Source organism: Nocardioides sp. Z30_9, from assembly GCF_058215735.1.
The window spans coordinates 581,765-601,051 of sequence record NZ_JBZAJF010000001.1; the positions used below are offsets into that span (position 1 = coordinate 581,765).

Annotated in this window: 21 protein-coding genes; 11 read left to right on the forward strand and 10 right to left on the reverse strand. The window is 71.1% G+C overall.

Annotated features, from left to right (window positions below; translation table 11 throughout):
* Positions 1 to 46: 46 nt before the first annotated feature.
* The 4 genes from AC4BGB_RS02940 to AC4BGB_RS02955 all read left to right on the forward strand — a co-directional run bounded on the left by AC4BGB_RS02940 (position 47) and on the right by AC4BGB_RS02955 (position 3,552).
* Positions 47 to 1,777 (forward strand): nitrite/sulfite reductase, encoded by a 1,731-nt coding sequence (locus tag AC4BGB_RS02940; protein WP_490544567.1) that lies wholly within the window; start codon positions 47 to 49, stop codon positions 1,775 to 1,777.
* Positions 1,774 to 1,980: a hypothetical protein gene (locus AC4BGB_RS02945; RefSeq protein WP_490544569.1), complete on the forward strand. Its 207-nt coding sequence runs from the start codon at positions 1,774 to 1,776 to the stop codon at positions 1,978 to 1,980. Before AC4BGB_RS02940 ends, AC4BGB_RS02945 begins: the two co-directional genes overlap by 4 nt.
* Positions 1,977 to 2,723 carry a phosphoadenylyl-sulfate reductase gene (locus AC4BGB_RS02950; RefSeq protein ID WP_490544571.1) on the forward strand — a complete coding sequence of 249 codons (747 nt, stop codon included), beginning with the start codon at positions 1,977 to 1,979 and terminating at the stop codon, positions 2,721 to 2,723. Before AC4BGB_RS02945 ends, AC4BGB_RS02950 begins: the two co-directional genes overlap by 4 nt.
* A gap of 85 nt (positions 2,724 to 2,808) precedes the next feature.
* Complete coding sequence (locus AC4BGB_RS02955) at positions 2,809 to 3,552, forward strand: sirohydrochlorin chelatase (RefSeq protein WP_490544573.1); 744 nt, start codon at positions 2,809 to 2,811, stop codon at positions 3,550 to 3,552.
* A gap of 7 nt (positions 3,553 to 3,559) precedes the next feature.
* Here AC4BGB_RS02955 and AC4BGB_RS02960 read toward each other — a convergent pair whose 3' ends face one another.
* The 3 genes from AC4BGB_RS02960 to AC4BGB_RS02970 are packed head-to-tail and all read right to left on the reverse strand — an operon-like array spanning position 3,560 to position 5,624.
* Complete coding sequence (locus AC4BGB_RS02960; RefSeq protein WP_490544575.1) at positions 3,560 to 3,970, reverse strand: DUF3037 domain-containing protein; 411 nt, start codon at positions 3,968 to 3,970, stop codon at positions 3,560 to 3,562.
* Positions 3,967 to 4,737, reverse strand: coding sequence for a HipA family kinase (locus AC4BGB_RS02965; protein ID WP_490544577.1), 771 nt, complete (start codon positions 4,735 to 4,737; stop codon positions 3,967 to 3,969). The genes AC4BGB_RS02960 and AC4BGB_RS02965 overlap by 4 nt, the downstream gene beginning before the upstream one ends.
* Positions 4,734 to 5,624, reverse strand: coding sequence for a PPK2 family polyphosphate kinase (locus tag AC4BGB_RS02970; protein WP_490544578.1), 891 nt, complete (start codon positions 5,622 to 5,624; stop codon positions 4,734 to 4,736). Before AC4BGB_RS02970 ends, AC4BGB_RS02965 begins: the two co-directional genes overlap by 4 nt.
* A gap of 109 nt (positions 5,625 to 5,733) precedes the next feature.
* Here AC4BGB_RS02970 and AC4BGB_RS02975 point away from each other — a divergent pair, with 109 nt between their 5' ends.
* From AC4BGB_RS02975 to AC4BGB_RS02985, 3 genes are all read left to right on the forward strand, one after another.
* Positions 5,734 to 6,858 (forward strand): ATP-dependent DNA ligase, encoded by a 1,125-nt coding sequence (locus AC4BGB_RS02975; protein WP_490544580.1) that lies wholly within the window; start codon positions 5,734 to 5,736, stop codon positions 6,856 to 6,858.
* A gap of 88 nt (positions 6,859 to 6,946) precedes the next feature.
* Positions 6,947 to 7,483, forward strand: coding sequence for a hypothetical protein (locus AC4BGB_RS02980; protein WP_490544582.1), 537 nt, complete (start codon positions 6,947 to 6,949; stop codon positions 7,481 to 7,483).
* Complete coding sequence (locus tag AC4BGB_RS02985; protein WP_490544584.1) at positions 7,483 to 8,520, forward strand: DUF695 domain-containing protein; 1,038 nt, start codon at positions 7,483 to 7,485, stop codon at positions 8,518 to 8,520. The genes AC4BGB_RS02980 and AC4BGB_RS02985 overlap by 1 nt, the downstream gene beginning before the upstream one ends.
* Before the next feature lie 5 nt (positions 8,521 to 8,525).
* Here AC4BGB_RS02985 and AC4BGB_RS02990 read toward each other — a convergent pair whose 3' ends face one another.
* From AC4BGB_RS02990 to AC4BGB_RS03005, 4 genes are read right to left on the reverse strand one after another with little or no spacing between them, the layout of a single operon-like run.
* Positions 8,526 to 9,602, reverse strand: a complete 1,077-nt coding sequence (locus tag AC4BGB_RS02990; RefSeq protein WP_490544586.1) for a DNA polymerase domain-containing protein — start codon at positions 9,600 to 9,602, stop codon at positions 8,526 to 8,528.
* Between the two features lie 46 nt (positions 9,603 to 9,648).
* Positions 9,649 to 10,056, reverse strand: a complete 408-nt coding sequence (locus AC4BGB_RS02995; protein WP_490544587.1) for a hypothetical protein — start codon at positions 10,054 to 10,056, stop codon at positions 9,649 to 9,651.
* The gene (locus AC4BGB_RS03000; protein ID WP_490544589.1) at positions 10,053 to 11,246 is read right to left on the reverse strand and encodes a fatty acid desaturase family protein; all 1,194 of its coding nucleotides are present in this window, start codon (positions 11,244 to 11,246) and stop codon (positions 10,053 to 10,055) included. The genes AC4BGB_RS02995 and AC4BGB_RS03000 overlap by 4 nt, the downstream gene beginning before the upstream one ends.
* A gap of 18 nt (positions 11,247 to 11,264) precedes the next feature.
* A complete protein-coding gene (locus tag AC4BGB_RS03005; RefSeq protein ID WP_490544590.1) occupies positions 11,265 to 12,341 on the reverse strand; it encodes a ferredoxin reductase in 1,077 nt (358 codons plus the stop codon).
* Positions 12,342 to 12,458: 117 nt separating this feature from the next.
* Here AC4BGB_RS03005 and msrB point away from each other — a divergent pair, with 117 nt between their 5' ends.
* Positions 12,459 to 12,878 carry a peptide-methionine (R)-S-oxide reductase MsrB gene (gene msrB, locus AC4BGB_RS03010; RefSeq protein ID WP_490544591.1) on the forward strand — a complete coding sequence of 140 codons (420 nt, stop codon included), beginning with the start codon at positions 12,459 to 12,461 and terminating at the stop codon, positions 12,876 to 12,878.
* A 17-nt stretch (positions 12,879 to 12,895) separates the two neighbouring features.
* Here the strand turns inward: msrB and hemQ are convergent, their stop codons facing one another.
* Positions 12,896 to 13,597 carry a hydrogen peroxide-dependent heme synthase gene (gene hemQ / locus AC4BGB_RS03015; RefSeq protein ID WP_490544592.1) on the reverse strand — a complete coding sequence of 234 codons (702 nt, stop codon included), beginning with the start codon at positions 13,595 to 13,597 and terminating at the stop codon, positions 12,896 to 12,898.
* 164 nt (positions 13,598 to 13,761) lie between these two features.
* On the reverse strand, positions 13,762 to 15,201 hold the full coding sequence (hemG, locus tag AC4BGB_RS03020; RefSeq protein ID WP_490544593.1) for a protoporphyrinogen oxidase: 1,440 nt from the start codon (positions 15,199 to 15,201) through the stop codon (positions 13,762 to 13,764).
* Between the two features lie 67 nt (positions 15,202 to 15,268).
* Between hemG and AC4BGB_RS03025 the strand changes: the two genes are divergently transcribed.
* On the forward strand, positions 15,269 to 16,216 hold the full coding sequence (locus tag AC4BGB_RS03025) for a DUF4349 domain-containing protein (RefSeq protein ID WP_490544595.1): 948 nt from the start codon (positions 15,269 to 15,271) through the stop codon (positions 16,214 to 16,216).
* On the opposite strand, the gene hemE is transcribed toward AC4BGB_RS03025, so the two are convergent.
* On the reverse strand, positions 16,182 to 17,234 hold the full coding sequence (gene hemE, locus AC4BGB_RS03030; RefSeq protein ID WP_490544597.1) for a uroporphyrinogen decarboxylase: 1,053 nt from the start codon (positions 17,232 to 17,234) through the stop codon (positions 16,182 to 16,184). The two genes, AC4BGB_RS03025 and hemE, sit on opposite strands and share 35 nt — an antisense overlap.
* A 69-nt stretch (positions 17,235 to 17,303) precedes the next feature.
* Between hemE and AC4BGB_RS03035 the strand changes: the two genes are divergently transcribed.
* Both AC4BGB_RS03035 and AC4BGB_RS03040 read left to right on the forward strand, forming a co-directional pair.
* Positions 17,304 to 17,903 (forward strand): DUF3000 domain-containing protein, encoded by a 600-nt coding sequence (locus AC4BGB_RS03035; protein WP_490544599.1) that lies wholly within the window; start codon positions 17,304 to 17,306, stop codon positions 17,901 to 17,903.
* Entirely contained in the window at positions 17,903 to 19,225 is a 1,323-nt protein-coding gene (locus AC4BGB_RS03040) for a ribonuclease D (protein ID WP_490544600.1), read from the forward strand. The genes AC4BGB_RS03035 and AC4BGB_RS03040 overlap by 1 nt, the downstream gene beginning before the upstream one ends.
* Positions 19,226 to 19,287: the final 62 nt, after the last annotated feature.

Genomic DNA, 19,287 nt, shown 5'->3' on the forward strand with positions numbered 1-19,287 from the left:
GCCGTCGTACGACGTCCGGGCCCACGATCCCCAAGGACTCGACACTGTGACCTCCACTGCCAGCACCGCCCCGCAGACGGCCCCCGAGGGCCGGGTCGGGCGATCCGGCCGCTCGCGCCCCAAGAAGGGCGAGGGCCAGTGGGCACTCGGCTACACCGAGCCGCTGAACAAGAACGAGCAGACCAAGAAGGACGACAACCCGCTCAACGTCCGTGCGCGGATCCTGAACATCTACTCCAAGCGCGGATTCGCCTCGATCGACCCCGCCGACCTGCGTGGCCGGTTCCGGTGGATGGGTCTCTACACCCAGCGGGCCCCCGGCTTCGACGGCGGCAAGACCGCGATGCTCGAGGAGGAGGAGCTCGACGACGAGTTCTTCATGCTCCGCGTCCGCAGTGACGGCGCCCTGCTCGACGCGGCCAAGCTCCGCGCCCTGGGCAGCATCTCCACCGACTTCGCCCGCGGCACGGCCGACATCACCGACCGGCAGAACATCCAGTACCACTGGATCGAGATCGAGTCCGTCCCCGAGATCTGGGACCGGCTCGACGCGGTCGGGATGACCAGCCTCGAGGCCTGTGGCGACTCCCCGCGGCCGTTCCTCGGCTCCCCGGTGGCCGGCGTGGCCTCGGAGGAGATCATCGACGCGACTCCGGCCCTGGAGGAGATCAAGCGCCGCTTCATCGGCGACCCGCGCTACTCCAACCTCCCGCGCAAGTTCAAGACCTCCGCCAGCGGGCACCCCAGCCTGGACTGCGTCCCCTCGGTCAACGACGTCTCCTTCGTGGGCACCGTCCACCCCGAGCACGGCCCCGGCTTCGACCTGTGGGTCGGCGGCGGGCTGTCCACGAACCCGATGCTCGCCCAGAAGCTCGGCGTGTGGATCCCGCTCGAGGAGGTGGCCGATGCCTGGGAGGGCGTCGTCTCGGTCTTCCGCGACTACGGCTACCGCCGCCTGCGCGCCCGTGCCCGGCTGAAGTTCCTGGTGGCCGACTGGGGCGTGGAGAAGTTCCGCGAGGTCCTCGAGACCGAGTACCTCCACCGCAAGCTGGTCGACGGCCCCTCCCCCGAGGCCACGATTGACGGCGGTGACCACATCGGGGTGCACCCGCAGCGCGACGGCAAGTTCTACATCGGCGTTGCTCCCGTCGCCGGCCGCATCAACGGCGCCACCCTCACCGGGGTGGGCGACCTGGTGGAGAAGTACGGCGCCGCCGGCGCCCGGCTGACCGCCCAGCAGAAGCTGGTCGTGCTCGGCGTGGACGAGGCCGACGTGGAGCCCCTGATCGCGGACCTCGCCGGGATCAACCTGGAGGCCCGGCCCTCGAACTGGCGTCGCTCCACGATGGCGTGCACCGGCATCGAGTTCTGCAAGCTGGCGATCGTCGACACCAAGCAGCGCGCGATCGACCTGGTCTCCGAGCTCGAGCGCCGCTTCCCCACCATCGACACCCCGATCACGGTCAACGTCAACGGGTGCCCCAACGCCTGCGCCCGTACCCAGGTCGCGGACATCGGCCTGAAGGGGATGCTGGTCCTCGACGAGGACGGCAACCAGGTCGAGGGGTTCCAGGTCCACCTCGGCGGCAGCCTCGGGCTGACCAACGGGTTCGGCAAGAAGCTGCGCGCCCACAAGGTCACCAGCGCGGGCCTCGACGACTACATCACCACCGTGGTGGGCAACTTCCTGGCCGACCGGGAGGGCGCGGAGACCTTCGCCGCCTGGACCGTCCGTGCCGACGAGGTCCTGCTCCGCGGCGACAAGGCGATCGCATGAGCGGCCGCGCCGTCCCTTTCCACTGCCCCTACTGCGGCGACGAGAACCTCTTCCCGCACGAGGTGCTGGCCGAGGACGGGTCCGCGCACGCGTCCTCCCACGGCGCCTGGGAATGCAGGTCGTGCCTGCGAGCGTTCAAGGTCAGCATGATCGGACGCCTGCGGCCCCCGTCGACCGCCACCTCACGGGGGGCCGCGCGATGACCGCCCTGACCACCCTCGCCGCCCGGGCCCGCCGCGGCTCCGCCACGGAGGGCCGCAACACCGACGAGCTGCGCGAGATCGTCTCCCACGTCGGGGCCGAGCTCGAGCTCGCGCCCGCCGAGGACATCATCGAGTGGGCGGTGGCCACCTTCGGCTCCCGGTTCTGCGTGACCTCCTCGATGAGCGACGCGGTCCTCTCCCACCTCGCGTCCAAGGTCGCCCCCGGCGTGGCCGTGGTCTTCCTCGACACCGGCTACCACTTCGCCGAGACGATCGGGACCCGGGACGCCGTCGAGGCGACGATGCCGGTCAACCTGATCAGCATCACGCCGGTGCAGTCGGTGGCCGAGCAGGACGCGACGTACGGCAAGGACCTCTACAAGACCGACCCCGACCTGTGCTGCAAGCTGCGCAAGGTGCAGCCGCTGGCCGAGGGCCTCTCGCAGTACGACGCGTGGGCGACCGGCTTGCGGCGTGCCGAGACCCACAACCGGGTGATCGCGCCCGTCGTGGGCTGGGACGAGAAGAAGCAGAAGGTCAAGGTCTCCCCCATGGCCCGGTGGTCCGACGAGGACGTCGAGAAGTACATCGCCGAGAACGGGATCCTGGTGAACCCGCTCCAGTACGACGGGTACCCCTCGATCGGCTGCTGGCCGTGCACCCGTCGCGTCGAGGAGGGCGAGGACGCCCGCGCCGGCCGATGGGCCGGGACCAACAAGACCGAGTGCGGCATCCACCAATGACCCACGCCACCTCGGCCCATCCGCGCCACCACACCGCCAACGACGACGAAGTTCGCGGCACGAGCACGAAGGGAGACGGATCGTCATGACCGCTCCAGCACTGATCACCCTCGCCCACGGCAGCCGTGACCCGCGTTCTGCCGCCACCATCAACGCCCTGGTGGCCGAGACCCGCAAGCTGCGCCCCGACCTCCGGATCGAGGCGGCGTTCCTCGAGCTCACCAAGCCCGACTTCGGCAGGGTCGTGGACCGGCTCGTGAAGGCCGGCTACGAGGAGATCGTGGTCGTCCCGCTGCTGCTCAGCGAGGCCTACCACGCGAAGGTCGACGTACCCCGTGCGATCGCGCAGGCCAGCGAGCGGCACCCGTCCGTGCAGATCCGGCAGAGCGGCATCCTCGGGCTCGAGCCGACCTTCCTCGAGGTGCTCGACCGACGTCTGCGCGACGCCCTGAGCAACGCCCGCGTGCGCGAGCTCGACGCGCTCGTCCTCGCGGCCGCGGGGTCCTCGGACCCGATGGCCAACCAGGCGATCGCCCGGCTGGCGCGCGTGTGGGGTGCCCGGCACCGGCTCCCCGTCACCGCGGCGTTCGCGTCCTCGACTCCCCCGGCCACCGGTGAGGCCGTCCGCGCCTTCCGCGCGGAGGGTCGCCGGCACGTCGCGGTCGCCTCGATGTTCCTGGCTCCGGGGTTCCTCCCCGACCGGGCCGCGGAGCTGGCCGTCGAGGCGGGCGCCGTCGCGGTCTCCGACCCGCTGGGCTGCGACCCCGAGCTCGCCCGCACGATCCTGGCGCGCTACGCCGTGGGCGCCGTGGAGCTCGTACCGGTCTGAGCCGGCCTCAGCCGACGAGCGCGTCCAGCAGCCGCTGCAGCTCGGCGGCAGGGTCCTCGGTGAGGCCGCCGTGCACGGGTCCGGGCTGTACGACGGTGCTGCGCGGAGCACGCAGGAACCCGAACCTGGTGCTCTGGTCGTCCTTGCCCTCGCGCACGCCGTACGCCGTGGCCCGCTGACCGACCCCGAAGTCGACGTGGGCCTCCCCGCGGCACACCTGCTCCACCGCGGTGAGGGCCTCGCGCACCGCCGACACGTCGAGGCTGGGGTCGAGCGCCCGCAGCCGGTCCTCGTCGAGGCTGAACGCGGAGCCGAGGAAGTCAGCGGCCTGGCAGTACAGCACCACGCCCACGTTGACGAACTCCTCGCGCTCCACGCGGGGCACGCACCGCAGCGTGACGTACTGGTAGCCGTTCACGCGGCCCCCTCGGCAGCGGGCAGCCATGCCCGCGGAGCGGCGACCCGGGCGAGGAGGTAGTCGACGTACCGCTCCCGCAGGGCCTCCGGGGTCTCCGCGCCCGGGACCGGCTCCAGCCACTCGTCGGGCACCTGCGCGAGCGCCTCCCGCAGCACCTCGCCGGTGACCCTGGCCGCGAGCTCGGCGTCCTGGGCGCGCGCCTGCGCCACGTAGCGCCGCATGATGTGCTCGCTGACGTCGAAGGGCTGCGCCGCGAACCGCTCCGGGGAGCCGCCGCCTCCGGGCCAGGCGTGGTGGAAGTACAGCGCCGCGCCATGGTCGATCGCGAACAGGTCCCCGCGCCAGACCAGCAGGTTCGGGTTGCGCCACGACCGGTCCACGTTGGCGCACAGGGCGTCAAGCCACAGGATGCGGCCGGCGAGGTCCGGGTCCGGCTCGTAGGCGCTGTCATAGCCGAAGGCGCCCGGGAGCAGGTCGACGCCGAGGTTGAGGCCCAGGCTGTTGTTGAGGAGGTCCTGGACCTCCTGGTCCGCCTCGTAGCGGCCGATCTCGGGCGCGAGGTCGACGGTGACGAGGTCGGGGACCGGAACCTCGACGACGCGGGCGATCTCGGCGACGACCACCTCGGCGACGAGCACGCGTAGCCCCTGCCCGGCGCCACGGAACTTGCAGACATAGATGCCGAGGTCGTCGGCCTCGATGATGCCCGGCAGCGAGCCGCCCTCACGCAGCGGCGTCACGTAGCGGGTCGCCCGGACGTGCCTCAACGACCGCCCCCGTTTGCGGTGTCCGTGTCCCCGGTGTCCTTGTCTTCGGTGTCCTCGCCCTCGAGCCGCGCCCGCTGCTCGTCCACGTCGTAGTCGGGCTCGGGCCACTTCAGCTGCATCCCGCGCAGCGCCTCGAGGAGCAGCTGTCCCACGGCCCAGTTGCGGTACTTCTTGTGGTCGCCGGGGACGACGTACCAGGGAGCGGAGTCGGTGTTGCAGCGCTCCAGCGCGGCCTCGTAGGCCTTCTCGTAGTCACTCCAACGGGCGCGCGCGTCGAGGTCCCCGGGCTTGAACTTCCACTGCTTGTCGGGGTCGGCGAGCCGGTCGAGGAGCCGGTCACGCTGCTTGTCGGCGGAGATGTGCAGCATGCACTTGATGATCACGGTGCCGTCGTCGACCTGGGCCTTCTCCCAGTCGTTGATCGCCCGGTAGCGGCGCTCGATCTCCGCCTCGTCGGCCAGCTCCTCGACCCGGCCGACCAGGACGTCCTCGTAGTGGGAGCGGTCGAAGACCGCGACCATGCCGGGCTCGGGCAGTGCCTTCTCGATGCGCCACAGGAAGTCGTGGGCCAGCTCTTCCTCGGTCGGGTTCTTGAACGAGGTCACCCGCAGGCCGTTGGGGCTCAGCAGGCCTGCGACGTGGTCGATCACGCCGCCCTTGCCCGAGGTGTCCATGCCCTGCAGGACGACGAGGACCCGACGGCGGCCACCGACGTACGCCTCGGCCGCCATCTTCTCCTGCAGCTCGGCGAGCTCGTCGGCGAGGCCCGCGAGCTCGACCGCGAGCGTCTTCGTGTCCTTCGCCCCGGGGGTGGCGGCCGGGTCGTGCTCGGAGAGGCGCACGGGTCCCTGGGCCAGCCTGAGGCTGTCGGTGACGGTGTAGTTCATGGAAGCGAGTATGTCCGTGCTCGGCGACGGGGTGAAGCCGGTGTCCGTCTCCCCGCGGCACGACTCGTCAGTGCTGGCTGCCACTTCCCCGCCGGTCTACGGTCGAGCCATGGACCTCCCCGTGATGCCGCCCGTGCAGCCGATGCTGGCCAAGTCGGTCCCGGCGATCCCAGATCCGGCGAAGTTCGACGACGGCCTGTCCTTCGAGCCCAAGTTCGACGGCTTCCGTTGCATCGTGTTCAAGGACGGCGACGAGGTCGAGCTCACCTCGCGCAACACCAAGCCGCTGACCCGCTACTTCCCCGAGGTCGTCGAGGCGTTGCGGGAGCAGCTCCCGGCGCGTTGCGTGCTCGACGGGGAGCTGTTCGTGGCGATCGGGCCCCGGATGGAGTTCGAGGTGCTCCAGGAGCGGATCCACCCGGCCGCCTCGCGGATCACGATGCTCGCGGAGTCGACCCCGGCCTCGCTGGTCGTCTTCGACGCGCTGGCGATGGGCGACGAATCTCTCGTCGACCGTCCCTTCGGGGAGCGCCGCCGGCTGCTGGAGGCCGAGCTCGGCGGGCTCACCGGTCCGACGTACCTCACCCGCACGACCACCGACGTCGGGGAGGCGCAGGGCTGGTTCGAGCAGTTCGAGGGCGCCGGGCTCGACGGCGTGATCGCCAAGCCGCTGGGATCGCCGTACCGCCAGAACGCCCGCACGATGCTGAAGATCAAGCACGAGCGCACCGCCGACGTCGTGGTCGCCGGCTACCGGCTGCACAAGACCTCCACCCCGGACAAGCCGCTCCTGGGCTCGCTGCTGCTCGGCCTGTACGCCGACGGCGACCTCCAGCACGTCGGTGTCTCCGCCTCGTTCACCGCCAAGCGGCGTGCCGAGCTGCTCGAGGAGCTGCAGCCCCTGGTCTGCGACATCGCGGACCACCCCTGGGGCCGGTGGATGGAGGCCGCCCCGAAGGGGAGGTCCGACGGCGGCGACTCCTGGGGGATCGCCAACCCCGACCGGGTGCCCGGCACGCAGAGCCGATGGAGCGGCGGCAAGGACCTCTCGTTCACGCCGCTGCGTCCCGACCGGGTGCTCGAGGTGAAGTACGACTCGATGGAGGGCCGGAGGTTTCGGCACACGGCGCACTTCAAGCGCTGGCGTCCGGACCGGGATCCCGAGTCCTGCACCTACGAACAGCTCGAGCAGCCGGTGAAGTACGACCTCGGCAGCGTGCTGCGGATCAGCTGAAGCCGTTGCGCGACGCACCCGAGGGCGAGGAACCGATCAGCCACGACCTCACTAGGGTGCTGGGTATGAACCCCACAGGAGGTGCCGCATGAGCGAGTACGACGTCGTGCTGCTCGTCGAGCAGCCGTTCAGCCCAACCGATGCCAAGAACGTGCGCAGCCTGCACGAGGAGATCGAGGACCCGGTCCGCTACCACGTGCTGATGCCGGTCGAGGACGCCTCTGCCCGGGTGGAGACCGCGATGGGCTCCCTCGCCACCGGCGAGATGCTCTCCACCCCGCCGGTCGCGATGGGCCAGGAGGACCTCGAGGGCCTGCGCGCCGAGCTGCTCTCCACCTGCCGTGCCGGCGTGGACGCCACCGTGCAGGCGATCGAGGCCGCCGGCGGCCGCGCCACCGGGGAGCCGGTCACCGACGACCCGGTCCGTGCCCTGATCGCGAAGGTCACCGAGGTCGACGCCCGCGAGGTGATCATCCTGACGCGCCCGCACGTCGTGAGCGAGTTCTTCCACGTCGACTGGACCTCCCGTGCCCGGCGCAAGCTCGGCGTCCCGGTGCTGCACCTGCTCGAGCACGAGAACTTCGACGAGCAGGCCGGCGAGGGCGAAGGGATCTCGGGGTTCTAGTGGCGCTGTTCAAACGACGTTCCACCGGACCCGACACCCCCGTCACGGCGTTCTGGCGGTGGTGGCGCGACGAGGGTCGCGCGCTGGCCGAGCAGACCATCGCCGGCGAGCTGCCCTCGGCGGACTTCGCCTCGACCATGGCCGAACGGGTCCGCTCGGTGGGCGAGCTCGGCTGGGAGCTCGCCCCCGGGGAGACCTCCCAGCACGTCCTCGTGATCACCTCCGAGGGCGATCACGCTGACCGGGCGCTGGCGCGGCGGGTCGTCCTCGCGGCACCCGACGCCGACGAGACCTGGTCCTACGTCGACTCCAGGCCGGCTGCCGTCGACCTCGAGTCGATGGTGCTGAGCACGCCCGCGGCAGCCGAGGTCGCCCTGTCGCGGGTGCAGGTGTCCGCGCGCAAGAACGGCACCCGGTTCGACGTACAGGTGCACCACCCGGCTTTCGCGGACCTGTCGGCGGAGGACCGCAGCCAGATCGCCTTCCTCGCCCTCGATGCCGCCCTCGGCGAGAACGACGTGGAGCTGTGGCTCGGCGAGATCCAGCCGATCGAGTTCCCCCCGCTGGACGGGTTCGGACTGATGGCGTTGCGGGCCCTGATCCGCGACCACCGCAGCAACAACCTCGACGCCGACGGCCGCCCCCGCTGGGCGATGCTGCGCGGCGAGACTCCCAGCGGGCCGCTGCTGGCGATGGTGCAGTCGCCGCTGCACCCGCTGACCGCACCCCAGCTGGACACCTACGTGCAGGTGGCCGTGCCCTACTCGGACCGCACCGAGTCGGGTCTGCCCGACGGAAGGTCGCTGCAGACGCTGCGTGACCTCGAGGACCGGCTGGACCGCACCCTGGGGGTGAGCGGCAAGGTGGTCGCCCACCTGAGCACGGCCGGCACCCGCACGCTGCACCTCTACGTCGACTCCACCACCGACGCCGTGGCCACGGTCAAGGAGATCGCCCGGTCCTGGCGCGAGGGCAAGGCCGTGGTGCACGAGATGCTCGACCCGGAGTGGGCGGCGGTCGCACACCTGCGCACCTGAGGAGATCAGTCCTCGATGCGCTCCCCCGCCTCGTTCCAGTGCGCGGCGACCTTCTTCGAGGGCTGCACCCGGGGCGGCTCGCCGGGCATCTTGGGATAGTCCGGCGGGTAGTTGGCCTCCCCCTCCCCGGACTCCTCGTAGAGCCTGATCAGCGGCTCGAGGTCGTGCGCGACCTCGTCGATCCCGGCCCACGGGTCGCCGTCGGCGATCCGGTCGGGGACGGTGAACAGGTTGAACCCCGCCGGGGAGGTCAGCTCCGCGAGCTCGACCCAGGTCACCGGGGTGGAGACGGGTGCGCCCGGCAGCGGGCGCAGCGAGTACGCCGAGGCGATCGTGCGGTCGCGGGAGTTCTGGTTGAAGTCGACGAAGATCCGCTCGCCGCGCTCCTCCTTCCACCACTTCGTGGTCACGCGCTCGTCGCGCTTCTCCAGCTCGCGGCCGAACCCGATCGCCGCGTGCCGCACGTCCACGAAGTCCCAGCGGGGGTCGGCGCGCACGTAGATGTGCACCCCGCGGTTGCCGCTCGTCTTGGGGTAGCCGGTGATCCCGAGCTCCTCGAGGAGCTCCCGGGCCACCCCGGCGACCTCGACCGCGTCGCGGAAGGTCGTCCCGGGCTGGGGGTCGAGGTCGATACGCAGCTCGTCGGGGTGGTCGTTGTCCGCGCCGCGCGTCGGCCACGGGTGGAAGGTGATCGTGCCCATCTGCGCGCACCACGCGACGGTGGCCAGGTTGCTCACGCAGACCTCGTCGGCGGTGCGGCCGCTGGGGAAGGTGATCTGCGTGGTCTCGACGTACGACGGCGCGCCCTTGGGCACCCGCTTGCTGTAGAACGCGTCGCTCTTGTCGCCGCGGCCGGTGGCCAGCTGGATCCCCTCGTGGACGCCGCTGGTCCACCGCTCGAGTGCCGTGGGGCGGTCGCGGAGCGCCCGCATGATCCCCTCGCCGACGCTGAGGTAGTACTCCACGACCTGGAGCTTGCTGACCTCGGGGGTCTCGTCGGTGGCGGGATAGATCAGGCGGTCCGGGCTGGAGACCCGGACCGCCTGCCCGTCTGCTTCGACCTCGGCTGCTTTGGCAGGCATGGCCGTCAATCTACGGCCAAGCCCGCGCCCGGAGCAGTCCTTGCGGCTACATCGCCCGGGTTTCGATCACGGAGTTCGGCGCGAACACCGAACTGGTTTCGTCGCTCTCGCCCGTGGGGCGAATGAACTCGAAGCCCGACGTGGTGACCAGCACCCAGCCGCCCTCCGGCGGCGAGGCCTGCCCCAGGGCGACGCTGTAGGAGTCGGCCCACACCGCCAGGGCTGCCTCCGCACAGGTGACGTGCGAGGGCGGGAAGTGGAACTCGTTGCGCTCCGCCTCCTGCACGCTGCCCAGGAAGGCCACGGGGCGGGCGAGGCTGTCCCCGCACACCCCGCAGATCCTGCTCAGCGCGCACTGGGTGACCTTGCGCTTGTCCAGCCCCAGGTCACCGCGGCTGGCGAACGGAATGTCACCACGGTGCATGTCCTGGCCACCGCGAGGCATGTCGATCAAGCGGAGGCCTTCGAGGTCCAGCCACCGGTCTCGGTACGACGCGTGGGGCGGTCGTCGAGCCGGCGTCCCCGCGGGACCTCGGGGGTCTCGGGGTAGTCACGCCGGTCCGGCTTGGTGAACTTGTTCGGCAGCGACAGCTTCATGATCGTCCGCAGCGCCTGGCCGTACTGCCGGTACAGCGGACCCGTGGTGTAGGGGATGCCGTACTTGTCGCACAGCGGCCGCACCCGCTCGCTGATCTCGGAGTACCGGTTGCTCGGCAGGTCGGGGAACAGGTGGTGCTCGATCTGGTAGCCCAGGTTGCCCGACATGATGTGCAGCAGCGGACTGCCGGTGAAGTTCGCCGAGCCGAGCATCTGCCGCAGGTACCACTCGGCGCGGGTCTCGTCCTCGACCTCCTCCTCGGTGAAGTGCAGCGCACCGTCGGGGAAGTGCCCGCAGAAGATGATCATGTAGGACCACAGGTTGCGGGTCAGGTTGGCCAGACCGTTGGCCGCGGCGGTCTGCACGAAGGCAGGGCCGGTCAGCGCGGGGAAGAAGATGTAGTCCTTGCCGATCTGCTTGCGGATCTTGCGCCAGATCTGGAGGAGCTGCTTCTTCATCACCTCCGGGTCCTTCTCCATCTTGCGGATGGCCTCGATGTCGAGGTCGTGCAGCGCGACGCCCCACTGGAACAGGGTCGCCAGCAGCGCGTTGTAGACCGGCTGCCCCAGGTTGAAGGGGCTCCACCGCTGCTCGCGCGCCATCCGCAGGATGCCGTAGCCGATGTCGTTGTCGAAGCCGAGCACGTTGGTGAACTGGTGGTGCACGTAGTTGTGCGAGTGCTTCCACTGCTCGGCCGGCTGCGCGGTGTCCCACTCCCAGGTGCTGGAGTGGATCTCGGGGTCGTTCATCCAGTCCCACTGGCCGTGCATCACGTTGTGGCCGATCTCCATGTTCTCCAGGATCTTGGCCGCACCCAGCATCGCGGCGCCGGCGAAGAACGCCGGCTTCCACCTGCTGGCGAACAGGGTGATCCGGCCGGCGGCCGCGAGGCGGCGCTGGATGGTGATCATCCGATTGATGTACGCCGCATCGGCGTCCCCACGGGACTCCTCGATGTCGGCGCGAATCGCGTCGAGCTCACGCCCGAGCTCGTCCACCTCCTCAGCCGAGAGGTGGGTGTACTCCTTGACGTCGGCGATTGCCATGTTGCTCCTCGTGTTGTTTCAGATGTCGAGCGTGCAGTCACCGGCTGCTGCAGTGACGCAGGTCTGGATGGGCTCGTTCGGGCCGGAGGTCTCGTCGCCGCTGCGCAGGTCGCGGACGGTGCCCTCGACCAGCGTGAGCGTGCAGGTGTGGCAGATGCCCATGCGGCAGCCGTAGGGCATCCCGATGCCGGCTTCCTCGCCGGCCTCCATCACCGTGGTGGCGCCGTCTGCCTCGATGGTCTTGTTGGAGTTGCGGAAGGTGATCGTGCCGCCCTCGCCGCCCTCGCCGCCGAGCTCGAGGGTGAACCGCTCGAGGTGCAGGGCGTCCTCGATCCCGGCCTTCTCCCAGTGCTCCTCGGCGGCGTCGAGCATCGGCCCGGGGCCGCAGGCCCATGTCTGCCGTTCCTTCCAGTCCGGGCAGACGCGGTGGAGGTCGTCCATCTCGAGCATGCCGTGCTCGTCGGTGTGCTGCTCGTGCAGCGTGAGCTTGGCGTGCTTCTCGCTGAGCTCGACGATCTCGTCGCGGAAGATCATCCGGTCCTTGGTCGGCGAGCTGTAGGCGACCACGACGTCGGGCATCGTGTCGCGCCGGTTCAGGGTGCGCAGCATCGCCATCACGGGGGTGATGCCGCTGCCGGCGACCAGGAACAGGATCTTCTCCGGGGGCGGCTCAGGTAGGACGAAGTCACCGTTGGGCGCGGCCAGGCGGATGATCGTGCCCGGCTCGAGGCCCTTGACGAGGTGCTCGGAGAGGAACCCCTCCGGCATCGCCCGGACGGTGATGGAGAGCAGCCGGCCCTCCTGCGTGGGCGGGGAGGACACCGAGTAGGAGCGCCAGTGGAACTTGCCCTTGACCTGGATCCCGATGCCGACGTACTGCCCGGGCTTGTGGTCGTAGTGCCACCCCCACCCCGGGCGGATCACGATGGTCGCGGCGTCCTCGGTCTCGGGGATCACCTTCTCGATCCGGCCGCGCAGCTCGCGCGCGGTCCAGAGCGGGTTGATCAACGAGAGGTAGTCGTCAGGGTGGAGCGGCGTGGTGAGGCGAGCCCCGATCTTGCGGACCCCGGCCCACGAGACTCGTTCAGCGACCATGCGTCGTGCCTCCTGCGATGGTGAGCAAGCAGAGTCTGTCAGTGAACAGTCGTGCACTCGGCACGTCAAGCCATCGCCCGCAAAATCTCGCCTTGGGACGGTACTAACATCACTTGCATGAGCTACCAGGTGAACAAGAGCGACGCACAGTGGCGCGAGGAGCTCTCCCCCGAGGAGTTCCAGGTGCTGCGCCAGGCAGGGACCGAGGCCCCGTTCGTGGGCGAGTACACCGACACCAAGACCGTCGGCGTGTACAACTGTCGCGCCTGCGGGACCGAGCTGTTCCGCTCGGAGACCAAGTTCGACTCGCACTGCGGCTGGCCGTCGTTCTACGCGCCGCTGGCCGAGGACCGGGTCGAGTACCTCGAGGACCGCTCGTTCGGCAGCGTGCGCACGGAGGTCCGCTGCGCGAACTGCGGATCGCACCTCGGCCACGTCTTCGAGGGCGAGGGCTACGGCACGCCGACCGACCAGCGCTACTGCATCAACTCGATCGCGATGACGCTGACGCCGGTCGGCGGCCCCGAGGACGCCTGACCCCGAGGACGCATGAATCAGGGCAGCGCGGTGACCAGCTCGCGCGGCGTACGCCGGCGGCCGGTGTAGAAGGGCACTTCCTCGCGGACGTGCCTCCGCGCGTCCGAGGCGCGCAGGTGGCGCATCAGGTCGACGATGCGGTGCAGCTGGTCGGCCTCGAAGGCGAGCATCCACTCGTAGTCCCCGAGGGCGAAGCTGGCGACGGTGTTCGCCCGCACGTCCTTGTAGTCCCGAGCCATCTGGCCGTGCTCGGCGAGCATCCGGCGGCGCTCGGAGTCCTCGAGGAGGTACCACTCGTAGGAGCGCACGAACGGGTAGACGCAGATGTAGTCCCGCGGCTCCTCCCCGGCGAGGAAGGCCGGGATGTGGCTCTTGTTGAACTCCGCCGGCCGGTGCAGGGCGACCTGCGACCACACCGGGTCGAGGCGGCGCCCGAACGTCGTACGACGCAGCCGGTGGTAGGCGTCCTGGAGGCTCTCGATCTCCTCGGCGTGCCACCAGACCATCAGGTCGGCGTCCGCGCGCAGCCCGCTGAGGTCGTAGAGGCCGCGGACGACGACGTCGCCGGCCTCGAGCTCTGCGACCAGCTGCTCCACCTCGGCCGCCTCGCCGACGCGGTCGGCGTCCTCACCGAGCACGTCGCGCAGGCTGAACACCGACCACATCGTGTAGCGGATGCTGTCGTTGAGCTCTCGGGCCTTCTTCGCGGGGGCGGTCATGGGCCCATTCTGGCAACAGGCACCGAAGGCCGCGGGCCCGGGTTCCAGATGCGACGTCTCGGCGGGGGCTGGGGTTTCAGATGGGACGTCTCGGCGGGGGCTGGGGTTTCAGTTGCGACGTGTCGGCGGGGGCTGGGGTTTCAGATGGGACGTGTCGGCGGGTTTCAGGGGATCAGGGCCAGGTCGGTCTCTATCTTCTCGGCCGCGCGGTGGGCGGAGGCGATGCAGGCGGGGATGCCTACGCCGTCGTAGGCCGAGCCGCAGACTGCGAGGCCGGGGATGGCCACGAGCTCGTGGCGGATCGAGGCGACCCGGTCCAGGTGGCCCACGGCGTACTGCGGGAGGGCGCCGCCCCAGCGCTGGACGTGGGTGTCGACCGGGTGGACGGGGCGCCCGACCGCCTCGGTGAGGTCCGCGAGGGCGATCTCGACGATCTCCTCGTCGGAGACCTGCAGGATCTGCTCCTCGCGGTGGCGGCCCAGGGAGCAGCGCAGCACGAGCAGGTCCTCCCCCGAGCCGGTCCCCGAGCCGCTGGCGGCGCCGGCCTCGCGGACCCAGGCCCACTTGGCGAAGGAGAACGTGGAGGCCTTGATCGCCCGGCCCTCGACGGGGGCCACCAGGAACCCGGAGCCGGCGACCTCGGGGAAGTCGCGGGCGGCCACGGCCATGGTCACCACGGCCATGGAGGCGTACTCGATCCTTGCCAGGGTGAGCGCGGCCGAGGGAGCGACGTCGCTGAGCAGCCGCGCGGTGCTGCGTGCGGGGGTCGCCAGGACCACGGCGTCGGCCTGGAGCACCTCGGGGTCGTGCGCCGAGCCGACCACCAGGTTCCAGCCTCCGTCCGGGCGCCGGGCGAGGTCGCGCACGGTCGCCCTGGTGCGCACGGTGGCGCCGGACGCGGCGGCGACGGCCCCGGGCAGGCGGCCCACTCCCCCGCGGATGCCCGCGAACACCGGTACGGCGGCGGCCGGGTCCGGGGGCGGTGTCGCTGCGGCCGCGGCGCGGCTCAGGGAGCGGTCGCGGTCCAGGAGCGCCACGAGCTGGGGCACCGCGGCCCGGGCCGAGATCTCACGGGCGTGCCCGGCGTACACGCCGCCGAGCAGGGGCTCGACCAGCCGGTCGACGATCTCCTTGCCGAGCCGCTCCTGGACCAGGTCGCCGACACTGATGTCGCGGCCCTCGAGGTCGGTGGGCGGGAGCACGGTGTCCATCGCCGCCCGCGCGATCCCCTTGGCCGAGATGATCCCCTCGAGCGAGCGCAGGTCGAGCGGGACACCCATCATCGTGCGCGGCATCGGCACCAGCCGGCCGCGGTTCCACAGGTTCGCCGAGGTCGTGGCCGGGTGCACGAGGTCCTGCTCCAGCCCCACCTCGGTGGCCAGGGCGACGCCCTCGGGGCGCCGGTAGAGCATCGCCTCCGCGCCGACGTCGACGGTGATGCCGCCGACCTCGGCGGTGTGCAGGCTCCCGCCGAGACGGGGGGACCCCTCGAGCACGATCACTTCGGCCTCCGGGAGGTCGCGCACGATCCGGTGCGCGGCCGAGAGACCGGAGACACCGCCACCCACGACCACGACACGTGTCTTTCTCGGCAGCCCGTCCACCCGACCAGCGTGGCACAGCGGATCCGGTGGCCGGGAACCGATCGCGGGTGGGCCGCGTCACACCCGCATGAGCAACCTGAAGCGTGTCCTGGTCGCCGTCCCGGTGCTGTTCCTCGTCGGCGTGCTCGCCGTCGCGACGTTCGGCTGGACCCAGGACCGATCATCCTCCGACAGCAAGATCGGCACGGCCTCGGACAGCCTGGCCACCGACGACTCGGGCGGGACCGCCGATCGCGCCGAGTCCGTGACGAAGCCCGGCCGCGGCGACCCGAACACGATCTCCACGGGTGCGGCGTCCACCCAGCCGATGAACCGGGCGGTCATCTCCACCGGGCAGGTCGCCCTGCGTCCGGAGTCGGTCACTCGCGCCCGCGCCGAGGTGATGCGGCTGGTGGCGTCCTGGGGCGGCACGGTCGCCGACGAGCAGAGCACCAGCGACGAGCGCGGGCGCCTGGTCGAGTCGGCGCTGACCCTGCGCGTCCCGAGCCCGAGGTTCGACGAGGCGATGAACGCCTTCGCCGGGCTGGGCAAGGTCGCCGACCAGAGCCGCAAGGCAGAGGACGTCACCACCAAGGTGATCGACAACGATGCCCGGGTCAGGGCGGCCGAGCGGAGCATCCGGCAGATCGAGAACCTGCTGGGCCGGGCCGAGGAGCTGCGTGACGTGATCGCGATCGAGGCCGACCTGGCGCGGCGCCAGGCCGACCTGGACTCGTTGAAGTCGCAGCAGGCCTACCTGGCCGACCAGACCGCGCTGAGCACGATCAACGTCCACCTCTCGCGGACCGCGCCAGCCGGCTCCGCCGACCCCGAGGACCGCGGCTTCATCGCCGGTCTGGCCGGCGGCTGGGACGCGTTGCAGGGCGCCACCGTGGTGCTGCTGACGGTCGTGGGCGCGGTGCTCCCGTTCGCACTGGTCCTGGCGCTGCTCGGCGTACCCGTGTGGCTGGTGCTGCGACGCCGCGCCGCCCGTGGCCCGGTCAGCGGCGGGAGTGCTCCTGCACGAAGTGCGTGAGGCGGGCCAGCTGGTCGGGGTCGGTCGAGGGGATCACGCCGTGACCGAGGTTGAAGATGTGACCGGGGGCGGCGGTGCCCGCCTCCAGGACCTCCGCGGCCCGCTGGAGCATCACCTCGGTCGGCGCGAAGACCAGCGTCGGGTCGAGGTTGCCCTGCACGGCACGGCCCCCGACGCGCTCGATCCCCGCAGCCAGCGGCACCCGCCAGTCCACCCCGACGACGTCGGCACCGGCCTCGCCCATCAGGTCGAGGATCTCGCCGGTGCCGACCCCGAAGTGGATCCTGGGGACCCCGGTGGCCCCGATCCGCTCCAGCACCCGGGCCGAGTGCGGCAGCACGTGGGTGAGGTAGTCCTGCCGGGTCAGCGCCCCGGCCCAGGAGTCGAAGAGCTGCACCGCCGAGGCGCCCGCCTCGACCTGCACCTCGAGGTAGGTCGCGGCGATGTCGGAGATCTTGCGCATCAGCGCGTCCCACACGTCCGGCGCACCGAACATCAGCGCCTTGGTCCGGGCGTGGTCCTTGGACGGCCCGCCCTCCACGAGGTACGACGCCACGGTGAACGGCGCGCCCGCGAAGCCGATCAGCGGGGTGTTGCCCAGCTCGCCGACGAGCCCGTGCACCGCCTCGGTGACGAAGCCGACGTGGTCGGGGGTCAGGTCGGGGATCGCGTCGACGTCGGCGAGGGTGCGCACCGGCTCGGCGATGACCGGTCCCACACCGGGGACGATGTCGAGGTCGACCCCGATCGCCTTGAGCGGCAGCACGATGTCGGAGAAGAAGATGGCGGCGTCGACGCCGTACCTGCGCACCGGCTGCATCGTGATCTCGACGACCATCTCCGGGCGCATGCACGAGTCGAGCATGGTCACGCCCTCGCGCACCTTGAGGTACTCCGGGAGCGAGCGCCCGGCCTGGCGCATGAACCACACCGGGGTGTGCGCCGCGCGCTCACCGCGAGCCGTCTTCAAGAAGACCGATTCGTGCAGTTCGGGGTTGGTAGTCGATGCAGCGGGCATGCTCCGATCTTCGCAGGCCAGGCGGCGAGTCCTGCCCCCGGGACCGGCCTCTCGGCCTAATCTGTCCACATGGCGGCACCAGAGAAACCCCGCATCGAGCCTCCCACGGCTCCGCTGGAGTTTCGGCGTGCCGTCTCCCAGCTCAGAGCTGCGAAGTTCCGCGCCGAGATCTTCGCCGAGGAGATGCCCGCACCGCAGCGCATCGCGCCGTTCGCCTCGGCGCTCTCGGCCGACGTGACCATCGATGGCGAGGACGTCGGCTCGGGCCGGATCGTGGTGCTGCACGATCCCGCCGGCAACGACGCGTGGGCCGGCACCTTCCGGTGCGTGGCCTACGTCCGCGCCGAGATCGACCCGGAGCTGGTCAGCGACCCGATGCTCGCCGGGGTCGGCTGGAGCTGGCTGACCGAGGCGCTGTCCGCCCACGGTGCGGAGTACGCCGTGCCCTCGGGCAGCGTGACCTGCGTGGCCTCGGAGAGCTTCGGCGGGATGGCCGAGGAAGCACCCACGGCCCAGCTCGAGATCCGCGCCTCCTGGTCCCCGATCGGCGACCTCACACCGCACGTCGAGGCCTGGGGCGAGCTGCTCTGCACGGCGGTGGGACTGCCGCCGGTTCCCGAGGGAGTGGCGACGATGCCCTCCCGCCGCGGACAACGTGGCCCCGGCTGATGGCGGAGGACGAGACCCAGCCGAGACCCCCAGCCGAGTCGCCAGCGGACGACACAGAGACCGCTCCTGCTGAGGTCACGCCCGCCCCGCTGCTCACCCTGCGCGACGGGCTCCCGGAGGTCACCGAGACACAGGCCCAGCTGGACGAGGTCATCGCCCGCGTGGCGGCCGGCACCGGCCCGATCGCCCTGGACGCCGAGCGTGCCTCGGGCTACCGCTACTCCCCCCGCGCCTACCTGATCCAGCTGCGGCGCGAGGGCTCCGGGACCGCGCTGATCGACCCGATCGCGTTCGGCGACCTGACCGCGCTCAACGATGCCTTCGGCGGCGCGGAGTGGATCCTGCACGCCGCCAGCCAGGACATCCCCTGCCTGCGCGAGGTCGGCCTGGTGCCGACCCGGCTCTTCGACACCGAGCTCGCCGCTCGCCTGCTCGGCTACCCCCGTGTCGGCCTCGCCACGCTGGTCGAGGTGATCATGGGCCGCTCGATGCGCAAGGAGCACTCCGCGGTCGACTGGTCACGCCGGCCGCTGCCCGGCCCCTGGCTGGAGTACGCCGCACTCGACGTCGAGGTTCTCCTCGAGCTGCGCGAGGTGATCGGCCGCGAGCTCGAAGAGTCCGGGAAGGCCGAGTGGGCGGCGCAGGAGTTCGAGCACCTGATCCACTTCGCCCCTGCGCCGCGACAGGACCCGTGGCGGCGTACCTCCGGGATCCACAAGGCAAAGGGACGGCGCGCGCTCGCGGCCGTCCGCGAGCTGTGGACGACACGCGACGAGATCGCCCAGCGCCAGGACACCACCCCCGGGCGCCTGGTCCCCGACTCCTCGCTCCTCGTCGCGGCCAACTCGATGCCGACCACCACGTCCGACCTGCTGGACACCCCCGGCTTCCACGGCCGTGGCGCGCGCCGGTACGCCGACCGGTGGATCGCCGCGATCGAGCGGGCCCGCAAGCTGCGCGACAGCGAGCTGCCCCCGGTGACCATCCGCTCCGACGGCCCCCCGGCACCGCGGGTGTGGGCCGAGCGCGACCAGGTCGCGGCCGCTCGGCTGGCCACCGCCCGAGAGCTCGTCAACGCCTTCGCCGAGGAGCGTGGGGTGCCGGTGGAGAACCTGCTGACGCCCGACTACCTGCGCCGGGTGCTGTGGAAGCCCCCGGCCGCCGAGCGTGGCGAGATGGTCGACGCGGTCGCCGAGGAGCTGCGCGCCCTTGGGGCCCGCCGCTGGCAGGTGGAGATCATGGCCCCGATGCTGGCCCAGGCGATCCTGGACCCGAAGCCGGTCGAGCCGCCGGAGAAGCCGCGCGGGGACGCACCGGCCTGACCTGGACCGGCCTGACCTGGACCGGCCTGACCTGAACCGGAACGGCCTCACGTGGCCGGCCT